The organism is Aerococcus viridans, assembly GCF_002083135.2.
In the GTDB taxonomy this organism is placed as follows: Bacteria; Bacillota; Bacilli; order Lactobacillales; family Aerococcaceae; genus Aerococcus; species Aerococcus viridans_C.
The window spans coordinates 650001-667906 of sequence record NZ_NBTM02000001.1; the positions used below are offsets into that span (position 1 = coordinate 650001).

14 protein-coding genes are annotated in these 17906 nt (G+C 41.0%); 5 read left to right on the forward strand and 9 right to left on the reverse strand.

Annotated elements, in window-relative coordinates; all coding sequences use genetic code 11:
• Positions 1-137: 137 nt before the first annotated feature.
• From A6J77_RS03280 to A6J77_RS03305, 6 genes are all read right to left on the reverse strand, one after another.
• The gene (locus tag A6J77_RS03280) at positions 138-1448 is read right to left on the reverse strand and encodes an MFS transporter (protein ID WP_083068183.1); all 1311 of its coding nucleotides are present in this window, start codon (positions 1446-1448) and stop codon (positions 138-140) included.
• Positions 1449-1577: 129 nt separating this feature from the next.
• Positions 1578-2219 (reverse strand): orotate phosphoribosyltransferase, encoded by a 642-nt coding sequence (pyrE, locus tag A6J77_RS03285; RefSeq protein ID WP_083068185.1) that lies wholly within the window; start codon positions 2217-2219, stop codon positions 1578-1580.
• Positions 2220-2231: 12 nt separating this feature from the next.
• A complete protein-coding gene (pyrF, locus tag A6J77_RS03290; protein ID WP_083068187.1) occupies positions 2232-2939 on the reverse strand; it encodes an orotidine-5'-phosphate decarboxylase in 708 nt (235 codons plus the stop codon).
• A 395-nt stretch (positions 2940-3334) separates the two neighbouring features.
• Positions 3335-4936 (reverse strand): CTP synthase, encoded by a 1602-nt coding sequence (locus tag A6J77_RS03295; protein WP_083068188.1) that lies wholly within the window; start codon positions 4934-4936, stop codon positions 3335-3337.
• A gap of 233 nt (positions 4937-5169) precedes the next feature.
• The gene (gene rpoE, locus A6J77_RS03300; RefSeq protein WP_083068190.1) at positions 5170-5748 is read right to left on the reverse strand and encodes a DNA-directed RNA polymerase subunit delta; all 579 of its coding nucleotides are present in this window, start codon (positions 5746-5748) and stop codon (positions 5170-5172) included.
• A gap of 71 nt (positions 5749-5819) precedes the next feature.
• The gene (locus A6J77_RS03305; RefSeq protein WP_083068192.1) at positions 5820-6272 is read right to left on the reverse strand and encodes a DUF1934 domain-containing protein; all 453 of its coding nucleotides are present in this window, start codon (positions 6270-6272) and stop codon (positions 5820-5822) included.
• Positions 6273-6399: 127 nt separating this feature from the next.
• Here A6J77_RS03305 and A6J77_RS03310 point away from each other — a divergent pair, with 127 nt between their 5' ends.
• On the forward strand, positions 6400-7314 hold the full coding sequence (locus A6J77_RS03310) for a biotin/lipoate A/B protein ligase family protein (protein WP_193756631.1): 915 nt from the start codon (positions 6400-6402) through the stop codon (positions 7312-7314).
• A 62-nt stretch (positions 7315-7376) separates the two neighbouring features.
• Entirely contained in the window at positions 7377-8765 is a 1389-nt protein-coding gene (locus tag A6J77_RS03315; protein WP_083068195.1) for an HD domain-containing protein, read from the forward strand.
• A gap of 605 nt (positions 8766-9370) precedes the next feature.
• On the opposite strand, the gene A6J77_RS03320 is transcribed toward A6J77_RS03315, so the two are convergent.
• The 3 genes from A6J77_RS03320 to A6J77_RS03330 all read right to left on the reverse strand — a co-directional run bounded on the left by A6J77_RS03320 (position 9371) and on the right by A6J77_RS03330 (position 13481).
• Entirely contained in the window at positions 9371-10606 is a 1236-nt protein-coding gene (locus A6J77_RS03320) for an RNA-guided endonuclease TnpB family protein (protein ID WP_083068197.1), read from the reverse strand.
• 286 nt (positions 10607-10892) lie between these two features.
• Positions 10893-12134 (reverse strand): MFS transporter, encoded by a 1242-nt coding sequence (locus A6J77_RS03325; RefSeq protein ID WP_083068198.1) that lies wholly within the window; start codon positions 12132-12134, stop codon positions 10893-10895.
• A 195-nt stretch (positions 12135-12329) separates the two neighbouring features.
• Positions 12330-13481, reverse strand: coding sequence for a pyridoxal phosphate-dependent aminotransferase (locus A6J77_RS03330; RefSeq protein WP_083068200.1), 1152 nt, complete (start codon positions 13479-13481; stop codon positions 12330-12332).
• Positions 13482-13761: 280 nt separating this feature from the next.
• On the opposite strand from A6J77_RS03330, the gene A6J77_RS03335 reads away from it, so the two are divergent.
• The 3 genes from A6J77_RS03335 (at position 13762) to A6J77_RS03345 (ending at position 17884) form a co-directional block, all read left to right on the forward strand.
• Entirely contained in the window at positions 13762-14847 is a 1086-nt protein-coding gene (locus A6J77_RS03335; protein WP_083068202.1) for a hypothetical protein, read from the forward strand.
• 87 nt (positions 14848-14934) lie between these two features.
• On the forward strand, positions 14935-16044 hold the full coding sequence (locus A6J77_RS03340; protein ID WP_083068204.1) for an NAD(P)/FAD-dependent oxidoreductase: 1110 nt from the start codon (positions 14935-14937) through the stop codon (positions 16042-16044).
• Positions 16045-16501: 457 nt separating this feature from the next.
• Positions 16502-17884 carry a citrate synthase gene (locus A6J77_RS03345; protein WP_083068205.1) on the forward strand — a complete coding sequence of 461 codons (1383 nt, stop codon included), beginning with the start codon at positions 16502-16504 and terminating at the stop codon, positions 17882-17884.
• The last annotated feature ends 22 nt before the right edge of the window (positions 17885-17906 follow it).

Below are 17906 nucleotides of genomic sequence, written 5' to 3' on the forward strand. Positions count from 1 at the left end.
TGATAGGTCTACCTCAAATTACCAAATTATATTTATTCCGTCAATGAAATATCCAAATACTAAAAAGAGGGTGCAACATTTGTGTTACACCCTCTAAAATATGTCTTATTTTATTATCAATCTTGAACCAAATTGTATTACTTATCTAGCGCCTTATGACGAATATTTAATTGATGTTGTTCATAGTTCGCTTGTTTTAGTTGCGGCAAGCTCATCATGGCGATAAAGCTGACTAGATAAAGGCTTGCTAAGAAAAGCATTACCATACCTACACCTGAAGCATCTAAGATAAAACCAATGATAACTGATGAAAAACCACCCACTGCACGTCCAACATTCAAAATAGTGTTATTGGCGATGGCATTCACTTTAAATGGATACAAACGAGAAATCATTGCCCCGTAGCCTGCGAACATGCCGTTTACGAAGAAACCTACAATAGCGCCTCCGATTAAGATGGTTAATGCTGAATTGGCAAAAGTGAACAGATACACTGAAACTGCTGATGCAATTAAATACAAACCATAAGACAATCTTGGTCCTAGTCTATCTAAAATTTGCCCAAATGTCAGCATTCCCAAGCACATACCCAAGATTGTCGTTACCATCCAAGTAGATGACCCAGAAACCGTCACACCAACTTGTTCTTGCATGATTGTTGGTAACCAGTTCATCATCCCAAAGTAGCCAGCGATTTGAACAGTTGTCATCACCATTAAGATGATTGTTTGATAGGTTTGCCCTGGTGTCTTAAATAATTCGCTAATAGAAGGTTTTTCATTTTTATTAATACCTACTAAGTCTTCTGTGACTTCATCTGTATTAATCCCTAATTCATCTTCCTTAATAGTTAATTTCGCCCATACCACCACTAGGATTGGTAAGATACCGAATAGGAACAAGCCTCTCCAATCAAGCGTTGGCACGATAAAACCTGCGAGTAAGGCTGATGAAATTGAGCCGATTTGACCGACAACCCCGTTCAAGGATGAAATCCGGCCTAGTTGCTTAGCAGGAACAAGTCCGGCCATAATCGAGATGGCCACCCCGTACTCACCACCAACCCCGATACCCGCGATAAAGCGCAATAGATATAGGTATTGAATATTTGGCGTGAAGAAGATTAAAGCTGTTGCGATAGAGAAAGTTAGAATCGTTAAGTAGAAAACCTTCATTTTGTCCCAACGGTCAGCTAAGACACCGAATAGTAAACCTCCAGCTAGCATCCCTAAGTTGGTAATAGTGGCAATCCAACCGGCAGCTACACTTGAAATCCCTAGTTGGCTGATGATAGATGACATTGAAAATGATAAGAACATCACGTTTAAATCATCTGTCCCTGATGCAATAATAGCAGCAATCAAGGCATTACGTTGCGATTTGTTTAATTTGTGATCTTCCGCTTGTAATGCATCTTTTCTTGTATTTTTTTCAATCGTTTTTTCCATTTTTGTGCTCCTCTTTTGGTAAACCTGGTGTAATTCCCTCATTTAATCACCTTAAAAATAAAAATGGGCAAAAAAAAATAAGGTTGTAAATCTGGTAAAGCTGTTATTTGTATAGTAGATTAAGCCGACTTAACCGTGTTTTTCAGACCAAGCTTTAGGATCTTGATACCATTCCATCAACTTGTCATAGTACGGTGATAATTTAGAATCTTTTACTGCATAATCCAAAATCTTCACGTAGTTTGTCAAGGTCACTAAAGGATAGCCAGCTTGTTCGAAAGCATCTTTTGAAGCTGCCAATAAATAGTCAAAAATAGCTACTGCTGCAATAACTTCTCCGCCCGCTTCTTGAATCTTGTCAGCTGCTGTAATCACGCTACCACCAGTTGAAATCAAGTCTTCAATGATCACTACTTTTGCGCCCGCTTCTAAAGCACCTTCAATAGCATTTTGTTTACCGTGATCTTTGGCAGAAGAACGCACATAAATCATTGGTAAATCTAAACGTTCACTTACAAAGGCTGCATGAGGAATACCAGCAGTTGCTGTCCCTGCAATCACATCTACATCAGGAAAGTTTTCTTTGATTAATTCAGCCAAAGCATCTTCCACTGTTGAACGCACACTTGGGTATGACATGATTAGTCGGTTATCTGTATAAATCGGGGCTTTAAGTCCGCTTGCCCAAGTATATGGTGCCTCAGGGCTAAAGTTTACTGCCTTAATTTCTAGTAATTTTTGTGCTACTAAATCCGCCTTTTCTACTGTCATCTTGCACCCTCCTTATTGTCCAGACCAATCATTTGTGATTTGGTCGTAAGTTTCTTTTGAATTTTCAGCTTGTGTAATTGGTCGTCCCACAACGATGTAGTCAGAACCACCTTTGGCTGCTTGGCTAGGCGTCATGATCCGTTTTTGGTCGTCTGCCACAGAAGTCGCTAGCCGGATACCCGGTGTAATCGTTTGGAAGTCTTCCCCGCAAGCCTCTTTAATAGCTGCTGCTTCAAGTGGTGAACAAACCACACCATCAAGGCCTGCTGCTTTAGTTAATTTAGCGTAGCGCAATACTGAATCCAATACTTCACCTGGAATACCTTGTTCTTCGTTCATTTGCTCAGTAGAAGTGGACGTTAATTGAGTGACACTAATTAACATAGGGCGTTTACCTGTCGAACCTGCCTCTAAACCACGAAGTGCTGCTTGCATCATCTCTTTCCCACCTGCCGCATGTACATTGACCATTGCAACACCAGTACTGGCTAAAATGGCCATTGCGCGCTCAACCGTATTTGGAATATCATGTAATTTCAAGTCTAAGAAAATGTCGTGGCCTTTTGCTTGTAACTCTTTTAAGAAAGCTGTCCCACCAGCATAAAACAATTCCATACCTACTTTTACATTTAATTGTTGACCTTGGAACTGATCAAGGAACGCAAACACCTCTTCTTGATTAGGAAAATCTAAGGCAATAATTGGTTTCTTCGAATCCACATGGCACTTCCTCTCATATCTTTCTATTATTTCTTCATTTTTCTCTCATTTATCTAAAAATGGGCAAAAAAAATAACCAACAACGAAACAAGGTTGCTGATTATATACTAGCGGATGCTGGTCTTAAAATTTGTTCACTGACAATATAAAATGGTTATTCTTGTGAGCGAACAGCTCTTATGTGCAGGGCATCCTTACGCTAGTGCAGTTTCCCCTGTTTTTACTCTGTTGGCTATTGTACCGACTTAGAAAGAAAGAGTCAACATATATTTTAATAAATATTTACAATTACGATTAAAGACTGTCAAATCAATTATCGTACCAATAAAAAAACCGTTCCTTTATACAAAACGTACAAAAAGAACGGATAATTTGCATTTTTATCTTATTATTACTTATGCTTCTAAGGCTGCGCCAATGAATCCATTAAAGATTGCTTGTGGACGGTCTGGACGTGAAATAAATTCTGGGTGGAATTGAGATGCCACAAAGAATGGGTGTTCTGGAATTTCTACGATTTCAACTAGATTACCATCTGGAGATGTTCCAGAGAAGACCATACCAGCTGCTTCGAATTCTTCGCGGTAAGCATTGTTAAATTCCCAACGGTGACGGTGGCGTTCTTCAACTAAGGCTTCATCGTTGTATAATTCACGTGCTTTAGAACCTTCTTTAAGGGCACATGGGTATAAACCTAAACGTTGTGTCCCACCTAAGTTTTCTAGTCCTGATTGTGTTGTCATCAAGTCGATTACTGGGTGTTCAGTGTTTGGATTGATTTCTGTAGAGTTCGCATCAGTATAACCTAATACGTTACGGGCAAACTCAATAGAAGCCACTTGTAGCCCTAAACAAATCCCTTGGAATGGTACATTGTTTTCACGTGCATATTTGATGGCTTGGATTTTACCTTCAATACCACGGTTACCGAAACCACCTGGCACTAAGATACCGTCAGCATCGCCAAGGATCTCTTGTACGTTTTCCGCTGTGATGGTTTCAGAGTCGATCCAATCGATGTCGATTTCTGCGTCATGGGCATAGCCGGCGTGACGTAATGATTCTGCTACTGATAGGTAAGCGTCTTGAAGCGATACGTATTTACCTACTAAAGCAATTTTTACTTTCTTAGATAGGTTTAGTACACGATTTTCAAGGTTACGCCATTCACGCATATCAGCTTCTGGTGTTTCGTCTAGACCTAATACTTCACATACTTTATCGTCTAAACCTTCTTGTTGTAGACGCAATGGTAGTGTGTAGATTGTTTCTACATCACGGTTTTCGATAACGGCGTCTTCTTCAACGTCACAGAATTGTGCGATTTTTGCAGTCATACCGTCTGGTAGTGGATGCTCTGAACGTACAACTAAGATATTAGGTTGAATCCCCATACCACGTAATTCTTTCACCGAGTGTTGTGTAGGTTTTGTTTTCAATTCACCAGCCGCTGCGACATATGGTAGTAAAGTTGTGTGGATGTAGCAAACGTTGTCAGCACCAACTTGTGAACGCATTTGACGTAACGCTTCAACGAATGGTGTTGATTCAATATCCCCAACAGTACCACCAACCTCAGTAATCACGACATCAGCGCCTGTTGTATCACCTGCACGTAAGATTTTATCTTTGATTGAGTCAGTGATGTGTGGAATTACTTGGACAGTTGCCCCTAAGTAGTCCCCGCGACGTTCTTTGTTGATAACTTCTGAGTAAATTTTACCAGTTGTTACGTTTGAATATTGATTTAAGTTGATATCAATAAAACGTTCGTAGTGACCTAAGTCTAAGTCAGTTTCAGTTCCATCGTTTAATACAAATACTTCCCCGTGTTGATAAGGGCTCATAGTACCTGGGTCAACGTTAATGTATGGATCAAATTTTTGAATGGTTACTTTTAAACCTCTATTTTTTAATAAACGTCCTAAAGATGCTGCTACTAAACCTTTACCGATTGAAGAAACTACCCCACCGGTTACAAAAATATACTTTGTCATGATATCCTTCCTTTTTTAAAAATTTTTATGCTTACAATAAGAAGGGAGATGCGGATAACTATTTTTCTTAGGAAAAATAAAAAAATCCCCATCTTTCCTAAGAAAGACAGGGAGTAACGTGTTCATCTCACAATAGTTATGAAACTAAAGTGCCCAAATAGAATAATAATTCATTCACTTATTTGAGTCAAGGAAAAACAACATGTTTTTTTATAGAGGTTTAGAAATCTTTGCTAGAAGTCTTCTTCGTCTTCCTCATCATCATCTTCGTCAACTAAGCTAAGGTCGCCTTCAAGACCATCTTCAAGATCTTCTTCTTCCTCGTCGTCGCCTAATTCACCTAAATCAGAAGAGTAAGCTGAAATTTCGTCTTCTTCATCTTCTTCTTCGTCATCGTAATCTTCTTCGTCTTCAACGTAGTCCACATCTTCTGGGTCATCAGACGCGTAGTCGATTAAGTCTTCATCTTCAACAGAAGCCAATAGACTCTTGCTACCTTTGTGTTTAGCTTTGATATCGTCATCATCAATTGACGAAACAATTTCTTCATCGATTGAATCAACTGCATACCATTCACGTAAGCCCCAACGGTTGTCTCCTAAAGAGATAAAGCTACCGTCATAGTTCATTTCTGTGTAGAAATTCGCCATTTTACTTTCTAATTCATCTTGTGGCATATTCAAGAAATCTTGAATTTCAGCTAATAAATCATTGAACTCGAATACATTATTCGTTTCTACTAAAATTTGGTATGCGACTTCGACCATTGATAACTGTTCTTTGTTTTGACCAGCAAATCCTTTTAATTCCACTACTAGTTCATCCTTTCGCCTTATAACCAACGCACTTGTGATTAATCGTCTAGTATATCCATTATATATTACTACACATGGACCCTTGTTTGCAATTCGATTTGGTATTGACCAATCATTTCTTCTGATTGGTATAAGTTGTATGCCATCCGGGCATTAAAGGTATCCGCATCGTTTTGGTCTACATTAAGTAAATTTAATTGTCCTTGGAAAGTAATTGCTTGTGCATCTGTCACATGGTAGAGGATATCGGTTTTTTTACCTTTGACTAAATTCATTGTCGTTTCTGTACCGTTCACTTGACGACGGATGGTCACTTTATCGTTAGCTTCAAATTTTAACCGAACCGCTACGATGTTTTCGGTGATTTTTTCTTCATATTCTACATAAATAGCCTCGCCTACTTCATAGTAGTAACCCTTTGTTTTAGTGGTAAATTCCTCTTGCACTTGTTGGCCGTCACGATCTTGTTGGATATAGTTTTTAACTTTTAACTGGATTGCTTGTTTACCAGCATTTGCCATTTGGCAACCTCCTCTAATGACAATTTTTCTTGTATATTTAACCTCTCCTATTCTAACATGGTTCGCTTAGACTTCAAAGATTAGATACCTTTGAAACCGCCGTCAAATAGGGGGAATAGCTACTTTTATGGTACAATATAGACAAATTAGCGGGAAGGACTATCACATGATGTTTGACGACTTTAAAACAAGCGACAAACCGCTGACTATGGCGGTCTATAAAGACATTACTAAAAATAATCAAGCCTATAGTTTAGAGGAGGCAGATGCAGCCTTGCTACCCTTTGCGGTTGATGATGCCATCTTGAATGCCATTAACCAAGAAACTTTTGAAGCCCCATTAGCCATTCATTTCTGGCCAACCCGCCCAACCGTTATCCTTGGGGGGTTGGACACTAGGCTACCAGACTTTAATCAGGCTGTGACTTGGCTGTATGAAGACCAAGCCATTTTGCCAGTTGTACGACCTGCTGGTGGTTTAGCGGTGGTATCTGACCCAAATGTCTTGAATGTCACCCTATTGATGGACACCAAAAATCAAGCCTTTACCATTGATCAGGCGTATGAATTTATCGTCGCACTCTTACAAGAAATGATGGACGCACATGGTGTATCGCTAGAAGTTGGCGAAGTCGCTACATCCTACTGCCCTGGTAAATTTGACCTATCCATTCGTGGGCGAAAAGTAGCCGGTATTGCCCAACGTAGAATCGGTCATGCGGTAGGGATTTACCTATACATGTCAATCACCGGAGACCAATCCAGTCGTGGCCAATTAGTCGCTGATATGTACGAATCCGGTCAAGCAGCTAAAGATGAAAAAGGCCGGTATCCAAACGTGGACCCTAGTTTTATGGCCAACTTATCCGACTTTGCGCCTATTGATACGGTCGAAAAATTTGTTGATGACCTGTTAACGGTGATTGCGGATGCTGGGGTTGAATTAGACAAACGAAGTCAAGAGGCTTTAGATACGGCGACTTATATCGAACGGATGCAGAAACGAAACCAAGTCCTTTACGACATATTAGCAAATCAATAGATAGAAACCACCCGCCTTCACGTATAAATATTGAGAGGCAGAATTTGACAAAGGAGACTGTTATGAGTATTGCAGAAGCGAGTAAACGCATACCCGAGAAGGTGTTTCGGGACCCCGTGCACGACTACATCCACGTCCAACACCAGGTAATTATGGACCTGATCAATTCTAAAGAAATGCAACGCCTACGCCGAATTAAACAAATGGGGACGGCTTCTTATACCTTCCACGGGGCGGAACATTCACGGTTTAGCCATTCATTGGGTGTGTATGAAATTGCTCGGAAGATTTGTGATAAATTCGTCCGTAACTTTTCGATTGAAAACGGCGGGGTTTGGGATGATTCTGAGCGGTTAGTTGTTTTATGTGCAGCCCTTTTACATGATATTGGGCACGGACCTTTCTCTCATACCTTTGAAAATATTTTCAATACTGACCACGAAACCATGACAAGAGAAATCATTTTGTCAGAAGCCACTGAGGTCAACCAAATTTTACGAGGGGTATCAGCTGATTTCCCAAGACAAGTAGCGTCTGTTATTGATAAAACCTATCCAAATCCGCAAGTTGTTCAGTTGATTTCTAGTCAAATAGACGCTGACCGAATGGATTATCTACTCCGTGACTCTTACTTCTCTGGCACTAATTACGGGAACTTTGATTTGAGCCGGATTCTACGAGTGATGCACCCTTATAAAGATGGTATTCGTTTTGACTACAACGGTATGCATGCAGTGGAGGACTATATTACAAGTCGTTATCAAATGTACATGCAAGTTTACTTCCACCCTGTTTCAAGAGGGATGGAAATGCTACTCCACCACTTACTGAAACGTGCACAGGAATTGTTTCTGACAAAAAATGAATTTACCAGTCGTGATACCCACGCTTCATTCTTAGAACCATTTTTTACTCAGGACTGGACATTAGAAGACTACCTGCGCCTAGATGACGGGGTCTTACAAACTTATTTCCAACACTGGATTTTCTATGCAGAAGACCCAATATTGCGGGACTTAGCTGACCGCTTTATCAACCGAAAACCATTTAAGTCAGTCACTTATAACGAGGTTGAAAACCAAGAAGACGTGAAAGTATTGATCGACTTAGTGGGCAAATTAGGCTACGACATCCAATACTATGTTGCGATGAACTCGCGCTTTGATTTACCATATGATTTCTACCGACCAAGTGCCGAGAAACCACGTACGCAAATTGAATTAGTTGAGAAAAATGGCCATATGGTTGAATTGTCAAAAGCTTCGAGTTTAATCGCAGCCTTTACTGGTCAACAACGCGGAGATGAACGGTTATTCTTACCAAATGAATTATTCTACGGGAAAAACCGTGACAACATTACCTTGTTTGAACCTATCTTGACGCAAATCCACGCCATGACCAAAACAGGTAAAATCACACCACTAGACGAAAACTTGGTAGATGAATTTTAGTGGATACATTTATCTAGCCTTCAGATAGAATAAGATGTTGTTATTTACTTAATATAATGAACTGAAAGGCTTGGATACTGGACAATCAAACCAAGCACCACATTGGGATCTAGAAAGAGTCAAAGCTATTTTGAATAAATAGTTTTAAGTAACTAGTCTTAAGCAAATAAGCTTAAAATTAAGGAGGGATTTTTTATCAAGGATTCGAAGTTGGCTATCACGCTTATAGTAGTTGTTGCGGTGAGCCAGTATATCATTTCCCTCTTTGACTTGATTACGTCACCCTTTGTCAATGTGCTTGTTTTAGCATTTCTAGTGATTGCCATGAATGACCTATACAAGCTATTTCAGCGTAAAAACCACTGAGTCATTTTTCAAATAAAAAAGAGCAGCAAATCGCTACTCTTGGATACGTGGAGGTCGTAATATTCGTTTCGACCTCTTTTACTTATCAACTACTCTCTGTTAAAACAGAGAGTTTGTCCTAAACATGGTGGTTGTACAAACGATGTAATATCTCCAACCGTTTAAAGACACTAAGGGATGGTTGACTGGCATCCCATTAGTAAGCGGTCTGTAGACACTTACTGAATATTGTTTTATGTTTAATAATTTTGTATTGGCACAATTTTTTCAAACCGTGGGTTTTTCTCACTCGACAGATATCGGTGACCCAATTCTTGAATATTGATAGCTGCCACACGGTCATCATTTGATTGATACCCACAATTCTGACAAGTAAACAAGTGCTTATCTTGTTGTCTATTAGCTCTATCAATTGATTCGCATTTCGGACAACGTTGGGACGTAAATTGTGCGGATACTTTTAAAACTTGCGAACCACTTTCTAAAGCTTTATACATTAACTTTTCTTCAAAATCGAAGAATCGCCAAGAATGGTGTTCATACCGTGCAACTTGCTTACGGTGGTGAGTCGTGTTAAAAGTAACGTTCGTAAGATCTTCCACCACAAACAAGGTATTGGCCCCGTATCGGTCAACGAGTGTCTTTGATAATTGATGGTTCACATCATTCATCCAGCGGTTCTCTCGTCTTTCAATTGTTCTAAGGCGTCTACGACTTGATTTGGTGTTCTTCGCTTGTAAGGACTGGCGCAATTTCTTAAAACGCCGTCTTTTCTTCATCAAGCTTTTACCCGAATAGAAGGTAGTATGAGTTGTATCATCCGCAATAGTTAGTATCTGTCTTAAACCACGGTCAATGCCTACAATCCGTTGAATATTAGTTTCATCTGGGCTGTCTATCTCTTTACTTGCGGACACGTGTAAGAACCACTTACCCTTACGACAGAGTAATTCAGCTTGACCGAACTTGTAAGCGTTCTGGCTAAATTGTTGAAGATAAGCGATATGTTGCTTATCACAAGACACTTTAATTCGTCCTTGATTGGTCGTCAGTGAATAGGTATTGTTTTGGTGATAAGCGTAGTTACGATTACGTACGAACACAGCTACTGGTTGCTTAAACCCTAGGGGTTTCGTTAAATGGTAAAGGTCTTTATATAGCGTATGATATTTACCTGTATGGATATCTTTATAACGCTTAGGTTTTTGTTTAAACTGTGTTTTCACGGTCTTATATCTCGCGATTACCGTACGCATCACGGACTGGGCCATTTGAGATTGCAGCCCAAAATCCTGACGTATCTGATGATACAAGGCGTTGTGCAAAGTCGTTTGACCTAATTCAAAGTCATGGTCAAAGATATATGTTGAAACAAAATTACAAGCGTTTAAAAACTGTTGTTGGGTTTCTTCGAACTTTTCAATATCACTAGCACTTGGGTATAATTGCACTTTAATCGTTTTCGTTAACTGCATCTTATCACCTCTTTTCTCTTAAATACATTGTACCATCTATTTAGAGAAAACATAAACGATAACCTAGTAAAATCAACAAAAAGAGCTGTCTATTTCGCTAATTCCTCCTAGGTATCAATACCTAGGTTTCCTTAGCTGACAGCTTGTAAATGAAACCTCGCTTACAATTGGCTTTCAAAAAATCAAACTCTTCCGACACTTCCCAAAATACGCCAATTACTTAGCAGTAATGGTTTGGCTTTTGATCCATCGCGTCTAGTCTAAACAACTTTTGTCACACCTTGCTTTATTTCACTTTAGCTATCGGTTTCCCCGCTTCTAACAAGGCTTTATTCCGCAAAAAGCCAAATGACAGGATGACTAAGGCCAATCCTGCAAATAATAGGATATAAGAAATGGGCATAAAGTCGGCCAAGGGGCCAAATAAGGCCATTCCTAAAGGCATCATGGCGGTGTTGATCATAGACATAACACCAAACACCCGACCTAGATAGGCTTCTTCCACATGGGCTTGAATCAAAACCATAGATGGGGTATTGAATAAAGGGACGGCGATCCCTGTAATGACCATCAGGACGACATACAACCAGAAGTTGCTGGTCGAACCTAATCCCAATGTGCAGGCTGCCAAGATAAAGGAACCCAAGGCCATGGTCTTGATTCGGTTGGGAAATCCTTGCCACCAAGAAATCAAACCGCCACCTAAGACGAACCCGACTGAGAAGGCAATTTCAATAGCTGACAACCGCCACACTTCGTCTCCGTATGTCCTTGTCACAACTAAAGTCGGTAACATGGAGGCTGGCGCGATTAGTAACATGAAGATTCCGAAGAAGATGAATAGGTTTCTTAGAAAGTCATGGTTTTTGACGTAGCGGACACCCAACATAAAGTCAGCAGTATAGGACGCTGACTGGTCCCTACTTGCCTTGTCATGGGTCCGAACTTTCAAAAATAACATGGTGACAATCGCTAATCCTGCTGTAACCACATCGACTAGGAAGATATAAGCCAGTGGCCAAGCTGCTAGCAAACCCGCTGATATCAAGGGCGACCCGAAGTTTAGGATCCCTTGAATAGAGGAGTTGAGGCCGTTGATCCGAGTTAATTCTGATTTTGGGACGATTTGTGGCAAAATAGCACCCACTGCCGGTGTTTGGACGGCTGCCCCAAAGGCACGAATGGCCGCCACAATCAGTAACATCCAAATTTCTTGGTAACCCTGCATATACAACAAGGCTAAAATCAGCGTAGCCACCGCAATCCCACCATCAGCCCACATGATTAATTGCTTACGGTTAAACCGATCAGCCCAGACCCCTGTTACTGGTGATAGTAAAAAGGTTGGTAAAAATGCGCAGATGATATACAAGGTCATCATGACACCGGACCCTGTTTCAATCGTAATATGCCACATAATGGCATACTGGACGATGGATGAGCCGAATAGGGAAATCCCCTGACTGGTTAGGAATAAAGCGACATCCCTTAACCAGTTTTTATTTGCCTGTTTATTGATTTCATTCATGGAAATCTCCCCCATATTTCAAACTTTCTTTGTCTTCCATCTTACTCGACCAAGCCGTCCCTGTCGATATTTAAGGCGTTCAAATGGCTATGTACAGGCAATTTATATTCATTTTTTGATCAAATTGAAACCCACTTTGACGAAACAAAAAAATCGAGACCAGTGGCCCCGACTGTATTTAATCTATTTATCTTTCTATAATGCTTCCATAAAGGCTTTCATCCGGTCCATGGCTACGGCAATATCCTCGTAGGCCGCGGCATAAGAGAAACGGAAGTAACCTTGGCCGCCTGGTCCAAAGGCTGAGCCAGGAATGACACCGACTTTCGCTTTTTCCGCTAGATCTAGGGCAAAGGCCTGGTCATCGTCGCCGTATTTGGCTGGAATGCGGGGGAATACATAAAATGCGCCAGCTGGATGCGGGATATCAAATCCCATAGCTGTCATCCGGTCCACAATCATCTTCCTGCGGTGGTTGTATTCACCCTTCATGTCATCAATGGCTTGGTCGCCGTCGTTATAAGCAGCTACCCCAGCCCACTGGTCAGGTGTTGATACGCAGGTTACCATGGTTTGGAAAATCTTGAACAACTCTTCATATAGGTCAGCTGGAATATGTAAGAAGCCTAGTCTAAAGCCGGTCATGGCATAAGATTTAGACGCGCCTGCCAATAAAATTGTCCGGTCAGGCAATTCGTCAACCATTGAATAGTGGTCACCTTCATAAACCAAATCCCCGTAAATTTCATCCGACAAGACATAAACATCCGGATACTTCCGCAAGACCTCCGCCAATCCCTTGACCTGATCCTTAGAATAAGTGGTCCCAGTTGGATTGTTTGGGTAATTCAGCATCAACAACTTGATCTCAGGATGACCTTGTAGCTGGTGGTCCAAAGCTTCAGGCGTTAAGACAAAACCATCAGCAGACGTATCCACAAAAACCGAATCCCCACCAGATAAAATAGTAGAATAGCCATATAGTGGGAAATATGGCGAAGGAATTAGGACCTTATCGCCAGGATTCAACAAGGCCATCATGGTAATCATAAAACCTTGACTAGCCCCCACCGTCACCATAATTTGTTGCCAGTTTAACTTCAGCTGATGACGACGTTGGTAGAAATTAGCAATCGCTTGTCGCAACTCCTGTAAACCATCCGAAGCCGCATAATGGGTAAAATTCTTATCCAAAGCCTCTTTCATCGCATCCTTAATAAATTCAGGCACATCAAAATTCGGCTCCCCAATCGTAAAATTCAACAAACCAGGAATCGTCGATACCTGCGCATCAAAAGCCCGAATCTCAGACGGCGTAATCTGCTTCAATCGCTCATTAATCGTCATACCACAAAAATCCTCTCATTAATCGGCCAGTCCTCCAACCGCATATTTCCTATATTGTAGCACTTATCCCCCAAAATCGTGATGCGTTTTCTAAACCTTTTTGTAAAAGGGCAGTTCCTAAGCTTTAAAAATTACAAAAGATTTAAAGGCTACCGCTATTGGTCTGACTTTTGGTAGTATATAATGAAAAGGAAGTGGAAAAATAAGGGGTGCCAGCAAAAGCGCGATCCCCCCTTTTTCTAAATAAATGTACCAAGTGTAATAATAAGGAGTGTATACGATGGCACAACGGAGATATAATACGGATGCGAGTGTCAACCAAACGCAAGCTTTGCGGGCGGAGACGCATGAGAAAGCCAACGCCTTGTCGGCGGATATGCGGTCCTTCTTCCAGGATTGTGAGGGGTATTTTCTAACTAGTGGTCCGGCGCAACCTGCGATTTATCAGGAGTTATCGAAATTGGTGGACCGATTGCAGGTAGCGGAACTGCGACAAATTTCAGCTGAGGAAGTGCTAGGGATGTCGGGGGAGGATTATTGTAAGTTGACCCTGCGTCGCTTGAATATTGAACGATATGATTTTAATTTAGCTAAGTATGTACCAGCTGTTCTATCATTTGTAGTTTTAACTTTAACCATTTATGCGACTTATATGTTTATTGCCGGCTTTGCTTGGTGGGGTGACTTTGCTTCTGCTATCCAGATGCCCGTTGCGGTATCGATTTTAGGATTGCCCCTACAAGTTTTCGTGATTTTCACAGCCATTTTCTTCTGGGTGACTTTCAGCCGCAATACTGCCTTTGGCCGCAAGTGGTATCAAGGCTTTAATGTCTTATATTTATTGGCCGGAATCTTTTCTGCCGCTCTGGTCTTCACCCTACCCTACATGATCCATTCATACCGGGTAGCGCAGATTAACCTACCAGTCTGGTTGGTATGGGCCATTGCCATTATCGCTGTCGCATACTACTTCTTAGTCTCCTACTTTAATGTGGGCGACAAAGTAGACTTGTGGATTTCAAACCGAGCAGCGCAGTCGACCTTAAGTGATGACGACACCTATTCACCAACTTTAGGCGCCTATTTAACAGGTCAACCGGGGAATGACGACAAGGATTTAACCCCAGTTCGGGAATTAGACCAAACACCTGATAGTAATAATGAGGAAAAACTGGCAGTCTCTGATGAACCCATGCATCTAAATAACTTGTGGAATACTATCATGTTAAAACGTCCGATTATTAACCGGAAGACTTACCGGGAAATGCAGGACCGTCAAGAACGCGATGGTTACACTGATAAGGCAGATAAAGACGATAAGAAAAATAGCGAATCTGACAAAACCAGTCAGCGCCGTAAAAAATAAAAGCTAGCAAAAGCTGAGAGACGCTGATTTTGGTACTGATTAATAGTACTAATCTATTGTACTGATATATAGTAAGGAGCTAACTAAGTGAAGATAGCAGTAATAGGTGGCGGGATCCTTGGATCGACCGCTGCCTTTTATTTAACCAAAGACCATGATGTAACCCTATATGACGACGGAACTGGACAAGCTACTAAAGCGGCGGCCGGTATTATCTGCCCTTGGTTCTCTAAACGTCGCAATAAACCCTGGTACCGTCTAGCCAATGGTGGGGCCCATTTCTACCGAGACTTATTGAAAGATTTGGCGGACGCTGGGATAGTGACCCAGGCTTATCAACAAAAAACGACTTGGTTGTTAAAGAAGAAGCCCAAACTAATCGATGATTTGATGGCGATTGCTCAAAAACGCCAGGCAGAAGCTCCTTTAATCCAAGAAATTAACAAGTTATCCCCAACTTATCAACAGGCTCGATTTCCCCATTTTCACTATGACAACGACCTGATTGAAACGGACGGCGGTGCGGTAGTAGACGGTCAAGCTTTATGTCAGGATTTAATTGCCGCAGCTAGGGAGAAAAATCTAAAAGTTGTGAATGGTCGGGCTGATTTAACTTTCTTAGATAATGGTAAAGTTATGGTGAAAAATGATCAGGAAGTCTATGATACCATGGTTTTAGCGACTGGTGCTTGGCTAGGTCAGGTCCTTGACCCACTGGGCTACCAAGTAGATATCCGCCCTCAAAAAGGCCAACTGGCAGTGATTGAAACCGACTGGGATACCCAAGCATTACCCCTGATTATGCCTGAAGGTGAAGGTGATTTTATACCCCATTTAGACGGAAAAATCTTTGTGGGTGCTAGTCATGAAGACGAACAAGGTTTTGATTTATCCACAGACCCAAGTCAATTAGGGGATATCTTTTCCACAATCTATCAACTAGTCCCTGAATTGGCTAACTATCCAGTCACTGACTATAAAATCGGTAGCCGGGCTTATACCTCTGACTATGCGCCCTTCTATGGACCATTACCTGACCGATCAAATGTTTATGTGGCATCCGGCTTGGGTTCATCCGGTTTAACAACCGGCCCTTTGATTGCTAGAGAGATCAGTCGGTTAATCAACAATGAAGAAACCGCCCTTGATCCTAGCGACTATGCCGTTGAAAATTATATCCAAAAGCGTGTCCAATAGTAGGAAAGTCTTTCAAACCATTTCAACTAAACAATACAATACACAGTCCTTGCTGTCTCAAATGAATCAGCAAGGGCTTTTTTGTATTCATTTTTATTTTTTTTGCACATTTAATTTCCATAACTTTTAACTTGTTTTTTCAGTCTTTTCAGTTCTGTGCTTTCCCTTACAAATATAACATGAATTGCGGAGATAATCTTACATTGATGAGAGAATCATGTGAGGTATTTTTCTGTTATGTTACCTTTTTGAAAATATTTTTAAATTATTTTACACGGCGCAAACCCGTGTGAAATAAGTAAAAGATTAGACTCACTCTCATCGTATTCTTAAAATAGTGGTTGACATTCAAATCCAAAATGACTAGGATACAGTTATCGAAACTGACTTGTAGCGTTTTCTACAAGATTCTAGTTTTGCATGTTTTATTAAAATTAAAGAAAGGGTGCGGTATATCTTGTCTATCGATTTTGATAACAGAGCGTTTGGACGTCAATTTGTTGATGTAGTAAAAGCTAACACGACCATCTCTCCTGATTATTATTCTACCTATGACTTGAAACACGGTCTACGGAATGACGATGGTACAGGGGTATTAGTTGGGGTGTCAGGGATTGCTTCAGTTTCAGGTTATAAAATGCTAGATAATAAAATAATGCCGACAGAAGGGGAGCTCCGTTATCGGGGAATTCGATTGACAGACTTAGTAGAGAATTATTTTAAAGAAGATAAGTTCGGCTATGAAGAAACCATCTACCTCTTGCTCTCTGGCAGTTTACCAACTAAAGGAGAAATGGCTGCTTTTGATGAGTTACTGGAGGAGAATCGAAAACTCCCCGATAGCTTCATTGAAAATTTCATTATTAATTCACCATCTGAAAACGTAATGAATAATATGCAGCGGGTATTGTTGGCACTTTATTCCTTTGATGATAAGGCGGAAGATCGTGATTTTGAAAATCAAATCTCTCAAGTCATTTCCATCATTGCGAAGATGCCACTCATACTTGCCTATTCCTACATAGGTAAAAAGTATTACTACGATGATGCGTCACTTATCTTGCATCACCTGGAGCCGAATATGTCGACAGCTGAAACAATTCTTCATCTCATTCGTCCAGACACGACATTTACAGATGAGGAAGCCAAGTTATTAGACCTATGTTTGATTATCCATGCCGAACATGGTGGCGGGAACAATTCAACCTTCGCTACTCACGTAGTGTCTTCAACTGGAACGGATACTTATTCAACCATTTCAACAGCCTTAAGTTCGCTTAAAGGGTCAAAACACGGTGGCGCCAATTCCATGGTAGAAGCCATGGTGCAAGATTTAAAAGCCACAACGGCTGATTGGACGGATAAGGACCAAGTTGAAAAATACTTACGTGACATCTTAAATAAGCAAGCCTTTGACCAGTCAGGTCTCATCTACGGTATGGGGCATGCAGTATATACAAAGTCAGACCCACGAGCTGTTTTGCTGAAAGATAAGGCGAAAGAAATGGCCATTGAAAAAGGCTATTGCGATGACTTCAACCTCCTAAGTAACATCGAAGCCATCACCAAAGAACTCATCAATGAAAAGCGCCCTGGCAGTGAAATTTGTGCCAACGTCGATTTATACACGGGCCTTGTTTATAGAATGCTTGGACTGAGTCCAGACCTCTATACCCCAATTTTTGCCGTCGCACGAACTGCCGGTTGGTGCGCCCATCGCTTGGAACAAATTCAAGACCCGAAAATTATCCGCCCAGCTTATGTCAACATTTCCGAAAACAAGGCCTACCTTGCCATGGAAGATAGGCAAAGCAAACACAGTCAACTAGCTATCAAGTAAGGATCAAATAACAACAGACACT

Coding starts and splice junctions, on each gene's coding strand:
- A6J77_RS03280 (WP_083068183.1), bottom strand. CDS start 1,448: ATGGAAAAAACGATTGAAAAAAATACAAGAAAAGATGCATTACAAGCG.
- pyrE (WP_083068185.1), bottom strand. CDS start 2,219: ATGACAGTAGAAAAGGCGGATTTAGTAGCACAAAAATTACTAGAAATT.
- A6J77_RS03295 (WP_083068188.1), bottom strand. CDS start 4,936: ATGACAAAGTATATTTTTGTAACCGGTGGGGTAGTTTCTTCAATCGGT.
- A6J77_RS03305 (WP_083068192.1), bottom strand. CDS start 6,272: ATGGCAAATGCTGGTAAACAAGCAATCCAGTTAAAAGTTAAAAACTAT.
- A6J77_RS03310 (WP_193756631.1), top strand. CDS start 6,400: ATGGTACAATATAGACAAATTAGCGGGAAGGACTATCACATGATGTTT.
- A6J77_RS03315 (WP_083068195.1), top strand. CDS start 7,377: ATGAGTATTGCAGAAGCGAGTAAACGCATACCCGAGAAGGTGTTTCGG.
- A6J77_RS03320 (WP_083068197.1), bottom strand. CDS start 10,606: ATGCAGTTAACGAAAACGATTAAAGTGCAATTATACCCAAGTGCTAGT.
- A6J77_RS03325 (WP_083068198.1), bottom strand. CDS start 12,134: ATGAATGAAATCAATAAACAGGCAAATAAAAACTGGTTAAGGGATGTC.
- A6J77_RS03330 (WP_083068200.1), bottom strand. CDS start 13,481: ATGACGATTAATGAGCGATTGAAGCAGATTACGCCGTCTGAGATTCGG.
- A6J77_RS03335 (WP_083068202.1), top strand. CDS start 13,762: ATGGCACAACGGAGATATAATACGGATGCGAGTGTCAACCAAACGCAA.